Origin of the sequence: Massilia sp. MP_M2 (assembly GCF_039123635.1) — a bacterium.
GTDB lineage: Bacteria > Pseudomonadota > Gammaproteobacteria > Burkholderiales > Burkholderiaceae_D > Telluria.
Map to the genome: position 1 here is coordinate 300,873 of NZ_JBCHJF010000005.1, position 18,723 is coordinate 319,595.

Sequence of the window (18,723 nt, forward strand, 5' to 3'; positions counted from 1 at the left end):
TGAGTATTTTCGTGTTTGGATCAGTTGAAAAATAGATACAAGCTGGAGGTGTGGCGCGGAGTATTATCCGCAGATGAAAAATCTGCGTGACCAGCTTTTTCATACTTGTCCAGCATATCCGAAAATTGCCATCTTGCTTTTTTGCGAGCGGGTTTTGGTAGTTCGGTCCATCGTGACCGCTGTCGCAGCTCTGGCACGTCGAAGCTGAGCAGATAACCCGCCTTTGCCGCTTCGCATAAGTGCGTCACTGATTGGCGGCGGCGGCCCGTTCGACAAGCGGGATGTTTGGCAGAGTGGTTGATCCAGGCGGCCATGGCAGTTCGACTCCGTTGCGCGATCAGAACGAACCGCTTTCTTCTGGTGTGAGCGAATTAGGTACGTGCAGCATGTCGGTGGCGGCATCCTGCGCCGGGCGGCCGATCGCTGGCAGGTGAAACCTAGTTTCCATCAGGAAGCGAGAGCGCTGTCGACGTCATGCATGGGTTTGCATGCTTGACTTGACTTGACCGGCAATTGCCCGGACATGAGAACGATGAGTTCCACAATAAAAAAGCGCCAACCGGTGATGGTTGGCGTTTTGCTTGGGATGTTCTTGGTGGCCCGGAGTAAATCAAACTAGCGACACAAGGTTTTTCAAATCTCTAAGCCACGCAGGGCCCCGTGTTGCTGCGTAGAGCAGCTGTCCGCTGAGATGAGGGTGGCCTCGAACTGCGCCCGTGGCACCGGCGTGCCGAACAGGTAGCCCTGATAGCGCATGCAGCCATAGCTTTCAAGCAGGGCTTGCTGGGCCATTGTTTCGACGCCTTCTGCGATAATTTCGACGCCGAGGTTGTCAGCCAGCGAGATGATGGTGCGGGCGATGGCCGCTGCATTTGCGCTTTCGCCCAGACTGTGAACGAACGAGCGGTCGATCTTGATTTCATCGAGTGGCATGCGTTGCAGATAGCTTAGCGAGGAATATCCTGTCCCGAAGTCGTCTAGCGAGAATGTGATACCAGCAGCGCCCAACAGACGCATTTTTTCGATGATGCCATCGACATCCACAGCAAACAAGCTTTCCGTTACCTCGAGCTTAAGTTTGGAGGGATCTGCGCCACTACGCTTGACGATCTCGAGCACGTTGGCGATAAAATCAGCATCAGCAAACTGACGCACGCTGACATTGACCGATAGCGTCAGCCGCGCAGTGGTCGGGTGGGCAGACCACAGGCGTAGCTGTTGGCAAGCCTGCAACAGGACCCATTCCCCCAGCGGCACGATGATGCCGCTCAATTCAGCGATCGGAATGAAGACGGTGGGACTAATCGCGCCCCGATCCGCATGAAACCAGCGCAGCAGTACCTCGGCGCCATCGATTGTCCCGGAGCTATCGACTTGCGGTTGAAAATAGAGCTCGAACTGCTCATTGCGCAGGTAGGTGCGCAGGTCATATTCGAGTTTCAGGCGCTCGTCGGCGGCGATCTGCATGCTCTGGTCGAAAAAGCGCAGCGTATTGCGCCCATCTGATTTGGCGCGGTACATTGCCAGATCGGCTTGCTTGAGAATGTCTTCTACGCTGGGACTGGAGGCGTCGAACGAAGTAATGCCGATGCTGGCGCTGGCGATGTAATCGATCTCGCCGCAGCGGTAAGGCTGCCCGAGTGCACCGCGCAATTTGAGCGCTTGATGCTTAGCGTTGGCTGCGCAGGCTTGCGGAGTGCTGCCGAGTTGTTCGAGGATGACTAGGAACTCGTCACCGCCGAGCCGGGCAACGCTATCCGCAAGCCGCACCGTCTCGCGCAGGCGCTGAGCCACTTGGCGCAGCAGGCTGTCGCCGGCATCGTGGCCGAGCGTGTCGTTGAGGACTTTGAAATTGTCGAGGTCGATAAATAGCAGAGCCCCATGCTGCCTGGAGCGGATGCTGTTCTGCAGTGCCTTGCGCAGCAGTTCGGTCAGCAGGCGCCGGTTTGGCAGGTGGGTGAGCGGGTCGAAAAACGCCAGCTCGTAAATTTTCTGTTCGGCCAACTTCTGGTCGGTGAGGTCGGTGTTGGTGCCCGATACGCGCACGGCCTTGCCGGCCGCATCGCGACTGATAAAGCCGCGCGACAGCACGGGGACGTAGTGGCCGTGCTTGTGCAACAGGCGAAATTCGACTTCATAGCTGGCCGATCCTTCGAGTAGCGCGCGTCCAAACGTCGCCTCTAAACCCGCATGGTCATCGGGGTGAGTCAGCGCCTTCCACAGCTGAGAGTCAGGCTCGAGCTCGCGGTCGCTGTAGCCCAGCATCTGCCACCAGCGCGGCGAGTAATATAACGCGTCCGTCATTAAGTCCCAGTCCCACGCGGCATCGTTGGCGCCGCGCAGCACCAGGCTCAGGCGCTCTTCGGACTTTTTCAGCGCCTGCTCGGCGATCTTCAATTCGGTCACATCGGTGAAGCTGACGACTACGTCGATCGGCTCGCCGTGCTCATTAAGGCTAGGAAACGCGTTGCACATCAGCCAAACCAACTTGCTGTCCGAGGTGCGCCTGAGGCCGAGAATAAGATTGGTGACCAGAGCGCGCGTACGTACCGCTACGTTTACCGGATAGGCTTCCTTTGGCAGGCGTTCGCCGTCCTCTCCGATAAACCCCCAGCGCGGATCGGTATGGGCCAATCCCAGGATCTGGTCATGCGTAACGCCGAGCAAGGTCGACGCCATGCTGTTCGCATAAAGGATTTCCGTCGTCGCCTTGTGCATGACGATGCCGGCCTGCACGTGTTCGAACATGAACGAATACAGGCGCTCCTGGCGCTGCCGGTCCTCGTCCGCGCTGCGCCGGGCGGAAATGTCGCGGGTAATCCCGATGTAGTGCGACAGCGTGCCGTCCTTGTCGAACAGGGGCGAAATGGTCAGGTCGTTCCAAAAGGGCACGCCGTTTTTCTTGTAGTTGATGAGTTCACCGGCATATTCCCTGCCACTGGCGAGCGCCGTGTGGATCTGCGCCACCTCCTGCGCGTTGGTCTCCGGGCCTTGCAGGAATCGGCACGTCAAACCCAGCAATTCCTCTTCCTCGTAGCCGACAATGCTGACGAACGCCCTGTTTGCGTAGATTATCCGACAGTCAGGCCCGGTAATCAATATCCCTTGAGAGACTGTGCCAAGCGCTGCGGTTAGTGTCAAAATATTCACACGTGTTTCCAATAAATGCTGTGCCGCGAGGAGTACATCCTCACTGTACGCTCTCTATCGCAAAATATAGGGCGTACGTTGTCGGAATGGCGGCTAAATAGGCGATTCAGGATAACTGTGGCGCAATCGAACTACCGACGCAAGAATTTTCAATCATGAAGCGTCTTCAGACGACAATCGCACCCCCCTGACACCTCGCCGTGGGAGGGGGGGGCGGCAGGCAGGCTTGCATGAGCCGCGTTTTCGTTGTTGCCCTTGTCGCGCCGAGGATCATGATCGCGGCCGCACCCCGTGGGCTTTGTCCTGCCCTTCACCCCGGCTATCTTGCCCGGGACTACCTTGTTCACCATGAGCGGGCCATTGTTGCTCCTGTGACTGCAGCCTTGCCCGTGGGCCCATGTCGGCGGGAGTGGATGGGCGTGACTTAAGTGGCACCGATTGGCGCCTGTTATCCAGTCCGGGGCGTCCGTCCTGCGGTCCGCCGCCCTAACCTGGCGTTGCTCTTTGATGCTCTTGAGCGCGCTGCTGGACGAAGGGGGCGCGTGGTGGGTAGCGGTAGTTCTGCTTTCTAGCTGGCGCTGTTGCGGGGCAAGCGGACAGGTGCGTCCAGCATATTGGCTCTGGTCTGCGTGATGGCCGGAGTGCCCGAACCAAGCAACATGCAAAACACAATGACTTTACCGCGCATTGTGGTTCTCGTAGCTTCTTCCGACAGCTCCATGGCTGCCCCGCCAATACGGCCGACGGCAACTAACTTTCTTAAGACACTTTTCGAAGCGTGGGGTTCCCAAGAATGAAATGGAACATTTCCCTTCTGACTCAGGCAGCTCACCAAGGAAAAACAGTCCTGGTCGAGATGGCGCTGCTGGCAGAAGACAGATGCACGGCGCGGCGGACCGATGTGTGATTCGCATCTTGCAGAGCAGGAAATTTTTTTGCGTTTTGTGAAGCGGAAGGGGGGAGGGAATGGACAGTTGGACGATTCGGTCGAGACTTCGCCGACCGTCGCGGTGCGTTTCGAGTACCCGACATGGACCTGACACAAGGACTACGCGTTCCACAAACGCAAACGCCCACTTGCATGAGTGGGCGTTTGCGTGACCAATATTCTTGGTGGCCCGGGGCGGAATCGAACCACCGACACAAGGATTTTCAATCCTCTGCTCTACCAACTGAGCTACCAGGCCAAGAGCGCGCAATTATAGCAGCGTTTGCGGCAGGCAGACAATCCTGCCCGCGCCGATACTCAACCCTTGTTGCTGATGCGCTGGGCGTGATCGCGCTCGAGCGCCAGGCGCAGGTTGCGCCGGCCCTTGGCCTCTTCGAAGCGGCGCACTTCGTCCGGTGTCGACGGGACCAGCGGTGGAATCGAGGCCGGCTTCTTGTCGTCGCCTACCGCCACCATCGTGAAGAAGCAGCTGTTCACGTGGCGCACGGCCTTGCTGCGGATGTCCTCGGCAATCACCTTGATCCCGATTTCCATCGAGCTGCGGCCGGTAAAGTTCACCGCGGCCAGGAAGGTCACCAGTTCGCCGACGTGGATCGGCTGGCGGAAGGTCACCTGGTCGACGCTCATCGTCACCACATAGCGCCCGGCATAGCGGCTGGCGCAGGCATAGGCCGCCTGATCGAGCAGTTTCAGGATGGTGCCGCCGTGTACATTGCCGGAGAAGTTGGCCGTATCAGGCGTCATCAGCACTGTCATGCTGAGCTGGTGGGAGGGCAGGTTCATGGTTGCAATCAATACAAGTGGCTGGGCGAGTGCTGATGTTGCCTCAGAAACTGCCGCGCGGCAAGGTCAGCCGTTGCCGTTCGCGATCTGCTGACCCGGCGAAAAAGTAGCCCGGCAAACGCGCATATCGAAATACCCATAAAATCGTGGCATCACCATGCAAACCCGCTAGGCTCGGCAAATGAACAGCGAACTCCCATACCAAGGTGGATCGGTGCAGTGGCACCTTGGTCCCGTCATCGATGCATTGCGCACGTCGCGCGAGTCGACCCACAACATCCGGCATCAGGGCCGCGTGCGCGAGCTGCCGTCGCGCGATGTGCTGCGCCAGATCGTCGACGGCCTCTCGGCCGCGCTGTTTCCCACGCATTACGGGCGCCCCGACCTGAACGACGAGAGCATCGACTACTACGTCGCCGATACGCTCAACGTGGCACTCGATCGCCTGGTCGAGCAGGTGCGGCGCGCGCTGCGGTTTTCGCCCGCGGCGCCGTCCGAATTGACCGGCGCGGACGCCCAGCGTGAAGACCTCGTGCTGGCCGAGCGCGCTCGTGCAATCACGCGCGAGTTCGCGGCCAGGCTGCCTGCCTTGCGCGCATTGCTGGTGTCTGACGTGCAGGCCGCGCTTGCAGGCGACCCGGCTGCGACATCGGTGGCCGAGATCATGCTGTGCTATCCCGGCACCATCGCCATCCTCTACCACCGCATCGCGCATTGCCTGACGCGCCTGGGCGTGCCGTTCCTGGCGCGCGTGGTGGCCGATATCGGCCATTCGCTCACCGGCATCGACATCCACCCCGGCGCACAGATTGGCGGCAGCTTCTTCATCGACCACGGCACCGGCGTCGTGATCGGCGAAACCGCGATCCTCGGCGAGCGCGTACGGCTGTACCAGGCGGTCACGCTGGGTGCCAAGCGCTTTCCGATCGACGACAGCGGCGCCCTCGTCAAAGGCATTCCAAGGCACCCGATCGTCGAGGACGACGTCGTCATCTATGCCGGCGCCACCATTCTGGGCCGGATCACCATCGGCGCCGGTTCGACCATCGGCGGTAATGTCTGGCTCACGCAGAGCGTCCCGCCGGGCAGCAATGTGTCACAGGCGCAGATGCGGAATACCTGAGCTTCAAGGATGACGATCCTGCTGGTACCCGGCTACATGGCCGATGACACGTTGTGGGACGACCTGCGCGCGCCGCTCGCGCCATTCGGCCCGCTCCTGCATGCCGACCTGCGCCACGACACGTCGCTCGCTGCGATGGCCGCGCGCGTGCTGCGCACTGCGCCGCCGTCGTTCATCCTCGTCGGCTTTTCGATGGGGGGCTACGTGGCGCGCGAGATCGTGCGCCAGGCGCCCGAGCGGGTGGCGGCGCTGGCCCTGATCGCCAGCTCGACCCGGCCCGATACCGATGCGGTCAAGCAGGGCAAGCGCGCCGTGGCGCGCGCGGCGCCGTCGGTGTCGTTCGCGGGCCTGAGCCGCACCGCGATTGCCACGTCGCTGCATCCTGCGCGTGCGGCCGACGAGGCGCTGATCGAGCGGGTGCGCCAGATGGGTGTGCGGCTTGGGGCGGAGGCGTTTCGCAACCAGTCAATGGTCGAGCGGCCCGGCGACCTGCACCTGCTGGACCAGATTGCCTGCCCGACGCTGATCGTCGCGGCCGGGCACGATCGTTTGCGCAGCCTGGAAGAATCGCAGGAACTGCATGCCGGGATTGCCGGGTCAACGTTTACCGTCATCGAAGACAGCGGCCACATGATCCCGCTCGAAGCGCCGCAGGCGCTTATAAAAGTGCTGGCGCCGTGGCTGGAGCGTGTTTCAGCCTTGCGCGCCGGCTGACCGACTACGCTGCGGCGGGCGCGACTTTCTCGCACCAGCCGTGCAGGCCGCGGATCGCGTCTTCCTTGTGCTTGGCCTCGATCTCGATCCACGGCGCCTGCAGGTAGGCCGATGGCATCACCGAAATCAGGTCGGAATGCTGGCGGTCGTTGAAGCCTTCGCGGCCGTTCGAGATGTGCACCAGCTGGTGCGCGGGATCGGGCCAGGTGGCGCGCGCCTTGGCCAGTGTTTCGGCCACGCTCGGGTGGTCGTAGCTGTCGAGCTTTTCGTGGACGATGTGGTGGTGGGCGTCGAACACCATCGGGATGCCAGCGCGCACGCACACGGCGTGGATCTCGTCGGCGCTGTAGGCGTATTCGTCGTTTTCCAGACACAGACGGCTGCGGATCGCCTCGGGCAGTTCGGCGATGCGGGCCACCAGCTGGTCTTCGCGGTCGGATTTGCCGCCGTGGATCTCCAGCAGCGCCCATGGCGAGCGCGGTTGCTCCAGCAAGTCCATGATGTCGGCGTGCATCTGCAGGATCTTGACGCTGTTGGCGACGACGTTCTCTGAATCCGAGCTGAGCACTACGAACTGGTCGGGATGCATCACGAGCCGGATACCGCGTTCCGTCGCGCGCCGGCCCGAGCGGCCCAGGGTCTCCTTGAACTTCTGCAGGATTACCAGGCCGAAGGGCTCGTCGGCGAACGGGAAGATCGACGATGGCATCCGGTACAGCTTGATGCCTTCGCGCTCGCAGTAGAGCAGTGCGTTGTCGAGCGTCTGGATATTGTCGCGGTAGATGTCTTCCAGCGCGCGCTGCTGGCCGTCCTCGGATAGATCGAGCAGGCGCTTGCGCGTGAGCACTCGGTAGCGCACCTCTTTCGAGACGGTGACGCAGACAAGGCCGAGGTGTGGTTGCGTGGCGATCAGGTTCATGATGGGGGCAAGTCTAGCCGAAGCGGGGTGGCGCAGGGCGCGCCCGGGTTCGGAAGCAGGGTCGAAAGCGGGGCAGGGTGGGGCATTGCCCTCGCGTCACCGCGGCGTGCCGAACACCTGCGTCCAGTAGATGATGCCCGCCTGCCGTTCGGCCGTGACGCCGTAGGCTGCGCCCATTTCGGTAAAGTCCTTGTTCATGATGTTGGCGCAGTGCCCCGGGCTGTCGAGCCAGCCGTCGACCGCTTTCTGTGGCGAAGGTTGGCCGAAGGCGATGTTTTCACCGACCCGGCGCCAGCGGTAACCGGCGCGCGTGGCACGCTCGGCTGCGCCGCTGCCATCCGTCGCGCGGTGATTGAAGTAGCGGCGGGTGGCCATGTCGCGGCTGTGGGCCAGCGCGGCCTCGCCCAGCACTGCGTTCCACTGCAAGGGCGGCGCCGCCGCAAATGCGCGGTCGCCGCACATGCGGGCGCTGGCGCGTGCCAGATTGACCGCATCGAGGATGGCGCGGCCGGCGTCGCGCCAGTCCGGGTAGGTGGCCGAGGGCAAGGGCGGTGCCGGCCGGGCCAGTATGACAGTCCACGTCGCGCCTTCGCGGTAGCTGCCCACCGCCGAGAATTGTTCGCTGCGCAGCACCTTGCAATAAGTCTGCTGCAGCACGCGCATGGCGGCCACCGCGTCTTGCGGGCCCGTGACGTCGACTGCGTGCGCGCCATCGGCGGCGTAGCCGGCCTGCTCCAGGGCCGATTCGATGAAGGTCCCGACGCCGATGCGGATCTGCGCCAGGGCCGGCTCGGCGACCAGCGGCGCAACGGGCACAACCGGTGCGCCGTCGCAATCGGCCGGGTTGGCGCGGTAGGCATTGATCCGTGCTGCCAGCGGATCGGTACTAAGGGGCTGGGCCCAGGCTGGCGCGATCGATGTCAGCAGGCCGAGCCCGCAGAGGGCAGCGCGCATGACTGATCGCTTCACCGGCCTGTCACTGCCCGGATTGCGGGGCCACCGTATGCGGGGTGAGCACGAGTTTCGAGGTGTCGAGTCCCTGGGCCTTCAGGCGTGCCAGCAGGGCGCTGTATTCGGCCGGAGCGACCTGCGGCGTGCGCGACAGGATCCACAGGTATTCGCGCTTGGGCTCGCTCACTGCGGAGAGCTGGTACTTGTTGTCCAGATCGATCACCCAATAATCGCCCCACACCATCGGGATGAAGGACAGGATGGCCGGTGCAAAGCGCACCTCGAGCTTGGGCGACGTGGCCGCGCCCGGCTGGCGCGCGATGCCTTCGGCGGTATCGATCTTGCCGTCTGCCGTGCGGCAGCGGTTGATCACCTGGACCCGGCCGTCCTTGTCGAGGTTATAGGTCGCGCTGGTGTCGCCCACGCATTTCTTCTGGAATTTGTTGGGGAACTTGGCGATTTCGTACCAGACGCCCATATAGCGGGGCACCGCGAGCGATTCGATCGGCTGCAGTGGCTTGGCGGCGTCAGCCGCCAATGCCGGGCCGGTGGACAGAGCGGACAGGGCCAGCGTGGCGCACGCGGCAAAAAACGTTGGCTTGGCAAACATGGGGACCTCTTGTGATCTCGGATGTTTCGAGAATAATGACAAAGCCGCAATGGTGTCGCATGGCTTACCGCGCCACGCCATCACACCTTGCGCACGAACTCCGTCTTCAGGCTCATGGCGCCGAAGCCATCAATCTTGCAATCGATATCGTGGTCGGCATCGACCAGGCGGATGTTCTTGACCTTGGTGCCCTGCTTGATCACGCCGCCCGAGCCTTTTGGCTTGAGATCCTTGATCACGGTAACGGTGTCGCCGTCCTGGAGGACGTTGCCGGATGCATCTTTGTAGACGCGCGCGTTTTCGGTGCTAGCTGCGCCCGCGATCGGCCACTCGTGGGCGCACTCCGGACAGACGTACTGGCCAGCGCCGTCGTCATAGGTGTAGGCCGATTGGCAGAGTGGGCAGGGCGGAAGTGTATGCATGGGTGGCCTTGGAATGCAAAAACGCCACTCGGTGGTGGCGTTTTGCTTGTTACTGATTGCTGCTGAATTCTTGGTGGCCCGGGGCGGAATCGAACCACCGACACAAGGATTTTCAATCCTCTGCTCTACCAACTGAGCTACCAGGCCAAGAGAGGCACGATTATAGCCAGCGTTTTTCAGTTGCGCAAGTCCTCTTGCGCGCTTGGCAGCGCAAACGTGGTCTGCAGGTGGCTGCCCGGCACATCCGCTTGTCCCGCTCACCAGCGCGGGTACGAGCCCGCAGCCCGGCCCCCGGCACCGGCATATCGCTATAATGCCTCCATGACCACGCCCCCGACCTCTACCATCCGGACCGACGTCTGCATCGTCGGCAATGGCGCCATCGCCAAGACGGCTGCCCTCGGCTTCGCCCAGGCCGGCCACAGCGTGACGCTGCTGGTGCCGCCGGCCCGGCAGACGCCCGCCGCGGCCACTGCGCCGGTAGCCGAGCGACCGTGGGACGTACGCGTGTATGCGCTCAACCACACGGCGCGCGACCTGCTGGCATCATTGAAAGTATGGGACGCCCTCGACATGGCGCGCATCGCGCCGGTCGATGCGATGGACGTACATGGCGACGGCGCCGATGGCGGCAGCCTGGGCTTCGATGCCTTCGGCGCCCGGGTCGGCACGCTCGCGTGGATTGTCGAAGACCAGAACCTGAACGGCGCGCTCGATGCCGCGCTCAGGTTCGCGCACAATGTGCAGCGGGTCGAAGGCCGCGCCTGCGAACTGACCTGCAGCGACAGCGGCGCCGCCGTGAGGCTCGAGGACGGCCGCCGCGTCGAGTGCGCGCTGCTGGTCGGCGCGGACGGGCGCGAATCGTGGGTGCGCGGGCAGTGCGATATCGGCGTGGATTACCGCATGTACCACCAGAGCGCCATCGTCACCAACTTCGCCTGCGACAAGCCGCACCATGGCGTCGCGCGCCAGTGGTTCACCGGCTCGGAAGGCATCATCGCGCTGCTGCCGCTGCCGGGCAACCGCGTCTCGCTCGTGTGGTCGGCACCGGAAACACTGGCCGCCACGCTGATGGAAGAGTCGCTGGGCGAGCTGGCGATCCGGCTTGGCGCGTACGCCGACGACACACTGGGCACGCTGCGGCCACTGCAGCCCGACGCCGTGGCCGCCGTGCCGCTGGCGCTGATCAAGCCGCATGCGATGGTGGCGCCGCACGTGGCGCTGGTGGGCGACGCGGCGCACGCCGTACATCCGCTGGCCGGCCATGGCATGAACCTGGGGTTTGGCGACATCGTCGACCTGCTGGCCACGGTGCGTGAGCGCGAAGAGCGGCGCGCCATCGGCGACGAACGGGTGCTGGCGCGCTATGCCCGCAAGCGTAAGGAAGAGGTGCTGCTGATGCAACTGGCCACCGACGGACTCGAACGCCTGTTCGGCGCGAACCTGGAACCACTGCGCGTGGTCCGGAATATCGGCCTGAACCTGCTCAATAACATGCCGGCACTGAAGCGGCGCCTGATGGCCCATGCCATGGGCAAGTCATCAATTTGAGGAATACAAGCATGCTTAAAATGAAGATCGCCGTCCTGCTGGCGACTGGCCTTCTCGCATCGTGCGTCGATGCGCAGACCAACGTCGAAGCCACCATCAAGAAAGCGCTCGAGCCGCGCCTGAGCGGGGCGAAGATCGAGTCGGTGAAAGAAACGCCGTATTCGGGCCTGTACGAAGTACGCGTCGCGGGCGACATCCTGTACACCGACAAGAAGGGCGAGTACCTCGTCATCGGCCAGGTGTACGACGTGAAAAGCTCGCGCAACCTGACGCGCGAACGCATCGACGAAGTCAACAAGATCAAGTTCTCCGACCTGCCGCTCGAGATGGCGCTCAAGCAGGTCAAGGGCAATGGCAAACGCGTGATCGCGGTGTTCGAGGATCCGAACTGCGGCTACTGCAAGCGCCTGCGCCAGACCACGCTCAAGGAGATCGACAACGTCACGATCTACACCTTCATGTACAACATCCTGTCCGAGGATTCGTCGGTGAAGTCGAAGAACATCTGGTGCGCACCGGATCGTAACAAGGCCTGGGATGACTGGATGATCGCCGGCAAGGTGCCGCCGACCACGCCGGCCGCGTGCGAATCGCCGAACGAGAAGGTTCTGGCCCTGGGCCAGAAGCTGCGCATCACGGGCACGCCGGCGATCTTCTTTGCCGATGGTTCGCGCATCCCGGGGGCGATCGACCTCAAGGCGCTCGAAGGCAAGTTCGATTCGCTCGAAGGCAAGGCCGGGAAGTAACCGGCGTGCCGCCGCGCGCTAGCATCACGCTTACCGGCATCCTGCTGGCCGCGGGGCGCGGCCGGCGTTTCGATCCGGCCGGTGTGCGCAACAAGCTGCTCCAGCGTTTGCCGAATGGCGAGCCGGTCGTCGTGGCCAGCGCGCGCAAGTTGCTGGCAGTAGTGCCGCGCGTGGTGGCGGTGGTGCCACCAAGCGATGGCGGCGTGGCCGATGCGCTGCGCGCGCTCGGCTGCACTGTCACCGTGTGCGCGGATGCCGACAGCGGCATGGGGCTGTCGCTGGCGCATGCGATCCGCCATGCGCCGCTCCCTGCGCATGGCGCTGGCGGCTGGCTGGTGGCACTGGGCGACATGCCGTTCGTGGCCGAAGCCACGCTGCAGGCGCTGGTTTGCGCGATCGAAGACGGCGCCGGTATTGCGGCGCCGCTGTTCGATGGGCAGCGCGGCAATCCGGTTGCCTTTGGCGCCATTCACCACGAGGCCTTGCTGGCGCTGGACGGCGGCCAGGGCGCGCGCCGCTTGCTGGCGAGCAGGCCGGTGACCACGATCGCCGTGCCCGACCCCGGCATCCTGCGCGACATCGATACACAAGGCGATCTGCCAGCCTGAATCCGCTTACACTATTGTCCATACGGCGCGTCCCGAGACCAACCCCAGATCATGAAAAAGCCATCGCAAAAAAAACAGAGCGCAATCCACTACACCATCGTCCCGCGGGACCTGGCCGGTCACCTGTTCAACGTCACGCTGACGGTGGCCAATCCCGATCCTGACGGGCAGACCTTCGCGCTGCCGGCCTGGATCCCGGGCAGCTACATGATCCGCGAGTTCGCGCGCAATATCGTGCGCATTCGCGCCGAGCAGGCCGGGGCCGCGGTGGCGCTGACAAAAATCGACAAGCACACATGGCGCGCAGCACCAGGCAACGGCGCAGGCGCCGGCGCGCTGACGCTGCACTACGAGGTGTACGCCTGGGACCTGTCGGTGCGCGCCGCGCACCTGGACCAGACCCACGGCTTTTTCAACGGCACCAGCGTGTTCCTGCGCGTGGTCGGGCAGGAGGCGACGGCGCATCAGGTCGACATCCAGCGGCCGGCCGATGCGGCTGCCAAAACATGGCGCGTGGCGACCTCGATGAAAGAAGCGGGCGCCAAGCGCTACGGCTTCGGCACCTACGGCGCGGCCAACTACGATGAGCTGATCGACCATCCGGTCGAGATGGGCAACTTCGAGCTGGCCACGTTCGAGGCGCACGGCATCCCGCACGACATCGTGATCACGGGCCGCGTGCCGAATCTGGACATGGCGCGCTTGCAGGCCGACCTGAAAGCCATCTGCGAAACCCAGATCGCCTTCTTTGAACCGCTGACCAAGCGCGCACCGCTCGAGCGTTACGTGTTCATGACGATGGCCGTGGGCGACGGCTACGGTGGCCTGGAGCACCGCGCCTCGACCGCGCTGATCTGCGCGCGCGCCGATCTGCCCACCACCGCAAACCAGAAACCCGGCGAGCCGGGCGAAGGCTATCTGCAGTTTTTGGGCCTGTGCAGCCACGAGTACTTCCATACCTGGAACGTCAAGCGCATCAAGCCGGCCGTGTTCGCGCCGTACGACCTGCAGGTCGAGAACTACACGCCGCTCCTGTGGCTGTTCGAGGGTTTCACCAGCTACTACGACGACCTGATGCTGGTGCGCGCCGGGATCATCGGCGAAACGACGTATTTCAAGCTGCAGGCCAAGTCCGTGGCCGGCGTGTTGCGCGGCAGCGGGCGCCTCAAGCAGAGCGTGGCCGAGTCGAGCTTCGACGCCTGGAGCAAGTACTACCGCCAGGACGAGAATTCGCCCAATGCGATCATCAGCTACTACACCAAGGGTTCGCTGATCGCGCTGGCGTTCGACCTGACGATCCGCGCCAAGACGGGCGGCGCGAAGTCGCTCGACGACGTGATGCTGGCGCTATGGGAGCGTTTCGGCCGCGACTTTTATCCGAGCGTCGGGCGCGGCGTGACCGAGCACGAAGTCGAAGCGCTGTTCGATGAAATCAGCGGCCTGAAACTCAAGAGTCTGTTCGAGCGCTATGTGCGCGGCGTGGAAGACCTGCCGCTGGCCAAGCTGTACGCGCCATTCGGCGTCAAGCTGGCCGACGAGCGCAAGACTGGCAAGGCGTCGCTGGACGCCGGCATCGGGCGCGACCCGCTGGGCGCCAAGCTCACGCAGGTGCACGAAGGTGGCGCCGCGCACCTGGCCGGCTTGTCGGCGCTCGACGTGGTCATTGCGATCGACGGGCTGCGCGTGAACGGCAATCCGTCGAATGTCGATGCGCTGCTGGCGCGCTACCGCGTCGGCGACCGGGTGCAAGTTCACGCGTTCCGGCGCGACGAATTGATGGGGTTCGACGTCACGCTGCAGGGCGACCGGGTGCCGGTGATCACGCTGTCGCAGGTAGTCGCGGGCCGCAAGTCGGCAGCACTCAAGCGGCCGAGCGCCGTCTAGCCCAACCGGGTGGCGGGCACGGCCCGCCGCCCGCATCGGATCGGATCGGATCGGATCGGATCGGATCGCAGTGCAGCATGCTATCGTTGTGGCCTGTTCAACACGACCGCAAGAGCCCATGCCGATCCTGACCCGCATCGCCGCCGCAGCCTGTGCGCCGCTCCTGGCACTGTCCGCAACCTCCGCCCTGGCCCAAGCTGCCGCCCCGCTCAAGAACGACGTCGTCACGCGCGTGGACGCGATGTATCCGTGGCTCGACACCATCTACAAGGACTTGCACGCGCATCCCGAGATCGCCTTCCAGGAAGTGCGCACCGCCGGCAAGCTGGCCGCCGAGATGCGCAAACTCGGCTTCACGGTGACCGAGAAGGTCGGCAAGACCGGCATCGTCGCGGTGCTCAAGAACGGCGCCGGCCCCACGGTCCTGGTGCGCACCGACATGGATGGCTTGCCGATGGAAGAGAAAACCGGATTGCCCTACGCCAGCCGCGCCCGCGCCACCAGCGAAGGGCGCGAGAGCTTCGTGACGCATAGCTGCGGCCACGACATCCACATGACCAGCTGGCTCGCCACCGCGCGCACGCTGGTCGAACTGAAAGGGCAGTGGAAGGGCACGCTCGTGTTCATCGGCCAGCCCGCCGAAGAGATCGTCGCTGGCGCCAAGGCGATGCTGGACGATGGCCTGTTCAAGCGCTTCCCGAAACCGGACTATGCGTTCGCGCTGCATTCGTGGCCGCTGGCGCATGGCACGATCGGCTACAACGACGGGCCGGTGTCGTCGAACTCCGACTCGCTCGAAATCACCTTCAAGGGCCGTGGCGGCCATGGTTCGGCGCCCGACAAGACCGTCGATCCGATCGCCATCGCGGCGCGCTTCGTCGTCGATGTGCAGACCGTCGTCAGCCGCGAGAAGGACCCCAAGGAATTCGGCGTCGTCACCATCGGTTCGATCCAGGGCGGCACGGTAGGCAACATCATCCCCGACAGCGTGCAGGTGCGCGGCACCATCCGTTCGTACAGCCCGCAGGTACGGGCCAAGTTGCTCGAGGGCGTGCGCCGCGTGGCGGAAGGGTCGGCCGCAATGGCCGGCGCAGCGAAGCCCGAGATGCTGATCGGTGGTGGCGGCCAGGCCATCGTCAACAGCACGGCGCTGGTCAACAAGACCGAGGTGGTATTCAAGGAAGCGTTCGGCGCCGACAAGGCGTTTCGCATGCCGGCCATGACGGCCAGCGAAGACTTTTCGCTGTACGCAAACGAAGGCGTGCCGTCGATGTTCTTCTTTACCGGCGTGTATGACCCGAAGGCTGTCGCCGCAGCTGAACAAGCCGGCGGCAAGCCGATCGCGTTCAACCACTCGCCGTTCTACGCGCCGGTGCCGGAGCCGTCGATCAAGACGAGCGCCCAGGCGATGACGCTGGCGGTGCTGAACATGCTGGGTAAATAAAAGAAACCACGCGGCCCTTCACGGGCCGCGCTGCTGTTGCAGTCAGGCGTTGATGCAATCGGCGCAGCGGCCGTACAGCGTCAGCTCATGGCGCTCGACGCTGAAGCCTTTCGGTGCCAACTGATCGATGTCGCCCGGGCAGGCATGCACGTCGAAGACGCGCTGGCAGTTGGTGCACTGGAAGTGGTGGTGATGGTGCGCGGCCACGCTGGTCGATTCGTAGCGGGCGCCGTCGCCCGGCAGCGTGACGACCTTGAGCGCGCCGTCGTCCACCAGCGACTTGAGGTTGCGGTAGATCGTGGCCATGCCGATCTGGCTGACGGCCTGGCTGGCTTCCGCCAGGATCTCTTGTGGCGACAGTGGACGGCGTGCATGCTCGATCGCATGCAGGATGGCTGATTTTTGGCGTGTATTGCGTTGCATAGCCGAAGAATACCCGAAAGCGCCGCCCTTCGGCCAGAAGGGGCTTGAATCCTTATTGATAATGGCCTATCATCTCGACGTTAATGATAATGGCTTATCACTAGAGGCGTTCGCGCTCCGTGACTTGCCACCAGCCGTTCATCTCATCGAGGATTTCACCATGTCGCATTTCACCTGCAAGCGCACGCCACTGACCCTGGCGCTCATGCTGGCTTTCGGCGCGCCTCTGGCCGTCCATGCCCAGACGACGACGGGCCGCATGGCGGCGGACCCGGACAGCGTGCCGACCGTGGTGGTGTCGGCCAGCGCCCTGGGGGTGGACCGCGACGACATGATCACGCCGGTGACCTCGCTCGGTGGCGCCGAACTGGTACGCGCGCGCGAATCGACGCTGGGCGAAACGCTGGCACACCAGCCGGGCATCACGTCGAGCCACTTCGGCGCCGGCGCCAGCCGCCCGGTGATCCGCGGCATGGATGGCCCGCGCGTGAAAATCCTGTCGGACGGCGCCGAAATCCAGGATGCCTCGACCATCAGCCCCGATCACGCCGTTGCGTTTGAACCCGTACTGGCCGAGCGCATCGAAGTATTGCGCGGCCCATCGGCGCTGGCCTACGGTGGTGGCGCGGTGGGCGGCGTCGTCAACATCATCGACCGCAAGATCCCGACGGCGATGCCGGAAAACGGCCTGGAAGGCAGCGCCGAAATCCGCGCCAATTCGGCCGCGCGTGAAAAGACCGGCGCGTTTGAATTCACCACGGCCGCCGGCAGCAACGTCGCGCTGCACCTGGAAGGCGTCAAGCGCGATGCGGGCGACTACCGCGTCGGCAAGGACTGGGTCGATGGCCGGCGCGTGCTGGGCAGCTACAAGGAAGGCGAGACCGGCACGGTCGGCCTGTCGTGGATCGGCAAGAACGGCTATCTCGGCGCAGCCTTCACGAAAGAGCGCACCGAATATGGCATCCCGGGCCACAACCACGAATTCGAAGGCTGCCATCCGCATGGCGTCCAGCTGCACTGCGGCGGCCATGAAGAAGAGGGCCATGACCACGAGGAAGAAGGTCATGGCGACGAGGATGAGCACGAGCACGAGCACAGCGAAGTCCCGGTCGTGAAACTCGACAGCGAGCGCTGGGACGTGCGTGGCGAGTACCGTAATCCGGTGGCCGGCATCGAGCGTGTGCGCATGCGCGCCTCGTTCACCGAGTACGTCCACGACGAGCTGGAAGAGAACGTGGTCTCGACCTCGTTTCGCAACAAGGGCATTGATGCCCGGCTCGAGGCCGTGCACGCACCGATTGCCGGTGTGCGCGGCGTGTTCGGCCTGCAGACCACGCGCCGCGATTTCTCGGCGCTGGGCGAAGAAGCCTACGTGCCGCCGACCCTCACGAAAAAGCACGCGGCATTCGTGACCGAAGAATACAAGCTGAATGACTGGCGCTTCGAGGCCGGCCTGCGCCATGAGTGGCAGGATATCGAGGTCGATGCTCCGGGCCTGCTTGACACCGATGCGCGCGGCACGTCGGCGTCGGTCGGCGCGGTATGGAAGCTCACGCCGGGCTATTCGCTGGGCACGTCGCTCTCGCGCAGCCATCGCCTGCCGACCGCCGAAGAACTGTATGCGGACGGCGCCCACCTGGCCACGTCCACCTACGAAATCGGCAACCAGAACCTGGACAAGGAAACCTCGAACAACGTCGACCTCACGCTGCGCAAATTCGACGGCGACACGACGTTCTCGGTGAGCGCGTTCCGCAACAAGGTCGACAACTACATCTATGCGCGCACGCTGGACAGCCAGGACGGCTTCCAACTGGTCCAGTACACGCAGCGCGATGCGCTGTTTACCGGCCTGGAAGGCGAAATCCGCCAGAAGCTGTCGTCCAACCTGAGCGCGACCGTGTTCGGCGACTACGTGCGCGCCCGCTTCGACGGTGGCGACGGCAGCCGCAACCTGCCGCGCATCCCGGCCAGCCGCATTGGCGTGAAGTTCGACGGCGACTGGAACGGCTGGCATGGCATGGTCGAGCTGTACCGCGTCGGCAAGCAGGACAAGCTGGCCGAATACGAGACCGAAACGGGTGGCTACAACATGCTCAATATCGGCACCCACTACTCGACCCGCATCGGCGGCGTGCCGACGCAGTTCTATGCGCGCCTGAACAACCTGACCGACGAGCTGGCGTTCAGCCACACGTCGTTCATCAAGAATGCGGCGCCGCTGACCGGCCGTAATGTCACGGCAGGGATTCGCGTGATGTTCTGACGCTGATTGCAAAGCTCGCAGCGGCGCACGGCAGATTTTGTCGTGCGCCGTTGGTCTTTTGGGCTCTGGTATCGCACGCACGATTCGTCATGCGCATTGAACCACTAACGATAATGGGTTATCATTAGATTCTAATGATGATTGGAACAGGGCTATGAATCACCCAGGCAAGAACGCTCT

The 18,723-nt window shown here is 63.6% G+C and carries 16 protein-coding genes and 2 tRNA genes; 8 read left to right on the top strand and 10 right to left on the bottom strand.

Going from position 1 to position 18,723, the window contains the following annotated elements:
- Positions 1 to 20: 20 nt before the first annotated feature.
- The 4 genes from RCH14_RS13830 to RCH14_RS13845 form a co-directional block, all read right to left on the bottom strand.
- Entirely contained in the window at positions 21 to 314 is a 294-nt protein-coding gene (locus RCH14_RS13830) for a hypothetical protein (RefSeq protein WP_343026668.1), read from the bottom strand.
- Positions 315 to 633: 319 nt separating this feature from the next.
- Entirely contained in the window at positions 634 to 3,150 is a 2,517-nt protein-coding gene (locus RCH14_RS13835) for an EAL domain-containing protein (RefSeq protein ID WP_343026669.1), read from the bottom strand.
- A gap of 1,111 nt (positions 3,151 to 4,261) precedes the next feature.
- Positions 4,262 to 4,337, bottom strand: a tRNA-Phe gene (locus RCH14_RS13840).
- A 59-nt stretch (positions 4,338 to 4,396) separates the two neighbouring features.
- The gene (locus RCH14_RS13845; protein WP_343026670.1) at positions 4,397 to 4,882 is read right to left on the bottom strand and encodes an acyl-CoA thioesterase; all 486 of its coding nucleotides are present in this window, start codon (positions 4,880 to 4,882) and stop codon (positions 4,397 to 4,399) included.
- Positions 4,883 to 5,063: 181 nt separating this feature from the next.
- Here RCH14_RS13845 and epsC point away from each other — a divergent pair, with 181 nt between their 5' ends.
- Both epsC and RCH14_RS13855 read left to right on the top strand, forming a co-directional pair.
- On the top strand, positions 5,064 to 6,005 hold the full coding sequence (gene epsC / locus RCH14_RS13850; RefSeq protein ID WP_343026671.1) for a serine O-acetyltransferase EpsC: 942 nt from the start codon (positions 5,064 to 5,066) through the stop codon (positions 6,003 to 6,005).
- A 9-nt stretch (positions 6,006 to 6,014) separates the two neighbouring features.
- A complete protein-coding gene (locus tag RCH14_RS13855) occupies positions 6,015 to 6,719 on the top strand; it encodes an alpha/beta hydrolase (RefSeq protein WP_343026672.1) in 705 nt (234 codons plus the stop codon).
- Positions 6,720 to 6,723: 4 nt separating this feature from the next.
- Here RCH14_RS13855 and uvsE read toward each other — a convergent pair whose 3' ends face one another.
- The 5 genes from uvsE to RCH14_RS13880 all read right to left on the bottom strand — a co-directional run bounded on the left by uvsE (position 6,724) and on the right by RCH14_RS13880 (position 9,768).
- The gene (uvsE, locus tag RCH14_RS13860) at positions 6,724 to 7,638 is read right to left on the bottom strand and encodes a UV DNA damage repair endonuclease UvsE (RefSeq protein ID WP_343026673.1); all 915 of its coding nucleotides are present in this window, start codon (positions 7,636 to 7,638) and stop codon (positions 6,724 to 6,726) included.
- A gap of 96 nt (positions 7,639 to 7,734) precedes the next feature.
- Positions 7,735 to 8,592 carry a CAP domain-containing protein gene (locus RCH14_RS13865; protein WP_343026674.1) on the bottom strand — a complete coding sequence of 286 codons (858 nt, stop codon included), beginning with the start codon at positions 8,590 to 8,592 and terminating at the stop codon, positions 7,735 to 7,737.
- Between the two features lie 22 nt (positions 8,593 to 8,614).
- Positions 8,615 to 9,199 (bottom strand): lipocalin family protein, encoded by a 585-nt coding sequence (locus RCH14_RS13870; protein ID WP_343026675.1) that lies wholly within the window; start codon positions 9,197 to 9,199, stop codon positions 8,615 to 8,617.
- Positions 9,200 to 9,279: 80 nt separating this feature from the next.
- The gene (locus RCH14_RS13875) at positions 9,280 to 9,621 is read right to left on the bottom strand and encodes a zinc ribbon domain-containing protein YjdM (protein ID WP_343026676.1); all 342 of its coding nucleotides are present in this window, start codon (positions 9,619 to 9,621) and stop codon (positions 9,280 to 9,282) included.
- 71 nt (positions 9,622 to 9,692) lie between these two features.
- Positions 9,693 to 9,768: transfer RNA gene (locus RCH14_RS13880), tRNA-Phe, on the bottom strand.
- A 174-nt stretch (positions 9,769 to 9,942) separates the two neighbouring features.
- Between RCH14_RS13880 and RCH14_RS13885 the strand changes: the two genes are divergently transcribed.
- The 5 genes from RCH14_RS13885 (at position 9,943) to RCH14_RS13905 (ending at position 15,854) form a co-directional block, all read left to right on the top strand.
- Positions 9,943 to 11,172: an FAD-dependent monooxygenase gene (locus tag RCH14_RS13885; protein ID WP_343026677.1), complete on the top strand. Its 1,230-nt coding sequence runs from the start codon at positions 9,943 to 9,945 to the stop codon at positions 11,170 to 11,172.
- A gap of 11 nt (positions 11,173 to 11,183) precedes the next feature.
- Entirely contained in the window at positions 11,184 to 11,918 is a 735-nt protein-coding gene (locus RCH14_RS13890; protein WP_343026678.1) for a DsbC family protein, read from the top strand.
- Positions 11,919 to 11,923: 5 nt separating this feature from the next.
- The gene (locus RCH14_RS13895; RefSeq protein WP_343026679.1) at positions 11,924 to 12,526 is read left to right on the top strand and encodes a nucleotidyltransferase family protein; all 603 of its coding nucleotides are present in this window, start codon (positions 11,924 to 11,926) and stop codon (positions 12,524 to 12,526) included.
- A 51-nt stretch (positions 12,527 to 12,577) separates the two neighbouring features.
- A complete protein-coding gene (locus RCH14_RS13900; RefSeq protein WP_343026680.1) occupies positions 12,578 to 14,410 on the top strand; it encodes a PDZ domain-containing protein in 1,833 nt (610 codons plus the stop codon).
- Positions 14,411 to 14,528: 118 nt separating this feature from the next.
- Entirely contained in the window at positions 14,529 to 15,854 is a 1,326-nt protein-coding gene (locus RCH14_RS13905; RefSeq protein ID WP_343026681.1) for an amidohydrolase, read from the top strand.
- Between the two features lie 42 nt (positions 15,855 to 15,896).
- Here the strand turns inward: RCH14_RS13905 and RCH14_RS13910 are convergent, their stop codons facing one another.
- Positions 15,897 to 16,277, bottom strand: a complete 381-nt coding sequence (locus RCH14_RS13910) for a transcriptional repressor (RefSeq protein ID WP_343026682.1) — start codon at positions 16,275 to 16,277, stop codon at positions 15,897 to 15,899.
- Between the two features lie 160 nt (positions 16,278 to 16,437).
- On the opposite strand from RCH14_RS13910, the gene RCH14_RS13915 reads away from it, so the two are divergent.
- A complete protein-coding gene (locus RCH14_RS13915; protein WP_343026683.1) occupies positions 16,438 to 18,543 on the top strand; it encodes a TonB-dependent receptor domain-containing protein in 2,106 nt (701 codons plus the stop codon).
- Positions 18,544 to 18,723 lie beyond the last annotated feature (180 nt).

What these genes read in the sequence shown, in the direction of transcription:
- RCH14_RS13845 (WP_343026670.1), bottom strand. Translation starts at nt 4,882, where the DNA reads ATGAACCTGCCCTCCCACCAGCTCAGCATGACAGTGCTGATGACGCCT.
- uvsE (WP_343026673.1), bottom strand. Translation starts at nt 7,638, where the DNA reads ATGAACCTGATCGCCACGCAACCACACCTCGGCCTTGTCTGCGTCACC.
- RCH14_RS13885 (WP_343026677.1), top strand. Translation starts at nt 9,943, where the DNA reads ATGACCACGCCCCCGACCTCTACCATCCGGACCGACGTCTGCATCGTC.
- RCH14_RS13900 (WP_343026680.1), top strand. Translation starts at nt 12,578, where the DNA reads ATGAAAAAGCCATCGCAAAAAAAACAGAGCGCAATCCACTACACCATC.
- RCH14_RS13915 (WP_343026683.1), top strand. Translation starts at nt 16,438, where the DNA reads ATGTCGCATTTCACCTGCAAGCGCACGCCACTGACCCTGGCGCTCATG.
- epsC (WP_343026671.1), top strand. Translation starts at nt 5,064, where the DNA reads ATGAACAGCGAACTCCCATACCAAGGTGGATCGGTGCAGTGGCACCTT.
- RCH14_RS13905 (WP_343026681.1), top strand. Translation starts at nt 14,529, where the DNA reads ATGCCGATCCTGACCCGCATCGCCGCCGCAGCCTGTGCGCCGCTCCTG.
- RCH14_RS13855 (WP_343026672.1), top strand. Translation starts at nt 6,015, where the DNA reads ATGACGATCCTGCTGGTACCCGGCTACATGGCCGATGACACGTTGTGG.
- RCH14_RS13870 (WP_343026675.1), bottom strand. Translation starts at nt 9,199, where the DNA reads ATGTTTGCCAAGCCAACGTTTTTTGCCGCGTGCGCCACGCTGGCCCTG.
- RCH14_RS13865 (WP_343026674.1), bottom strand. Translation starts at nt 8,592, where the DNA reads ATGCGCGCTGCCCTCTGCGGGCTCGGCCTGCTGACATCGATCGCGCCA.
- RCH14_RS13890 (WP_343026678.1), top strand. Translation starts at nt 11,184, where the DNA reads ATGCTTAAAATGAAGATCGCCGTCCTGCTGGCGACTGGCCTTCTCGCA.
- RCH14_RS13910 (WP_343026682.1), bottom strand. Translation starts at nt 16,277, where the DNA reads ATGCAACGCAATACACGCCAAAAATCAGCCATCCTGCATGCGATCGAG.
- RCH14_RS13875 (WP_343026676.1), bottom strand. Translation starts at nt 9,621, where the DNA reads ATGCATACACTTCCGCCCTGCCCACTCTGCCAATCGGCCTACACCTAT.
- RCH14_RS13830 (WP_343026668.1), bottom strand. Translation starts at nt 314, where the DNA reads ATGGCCGCCTGGATCAACCACTCTGCCAAACATCCCGCTTGTCGAACG.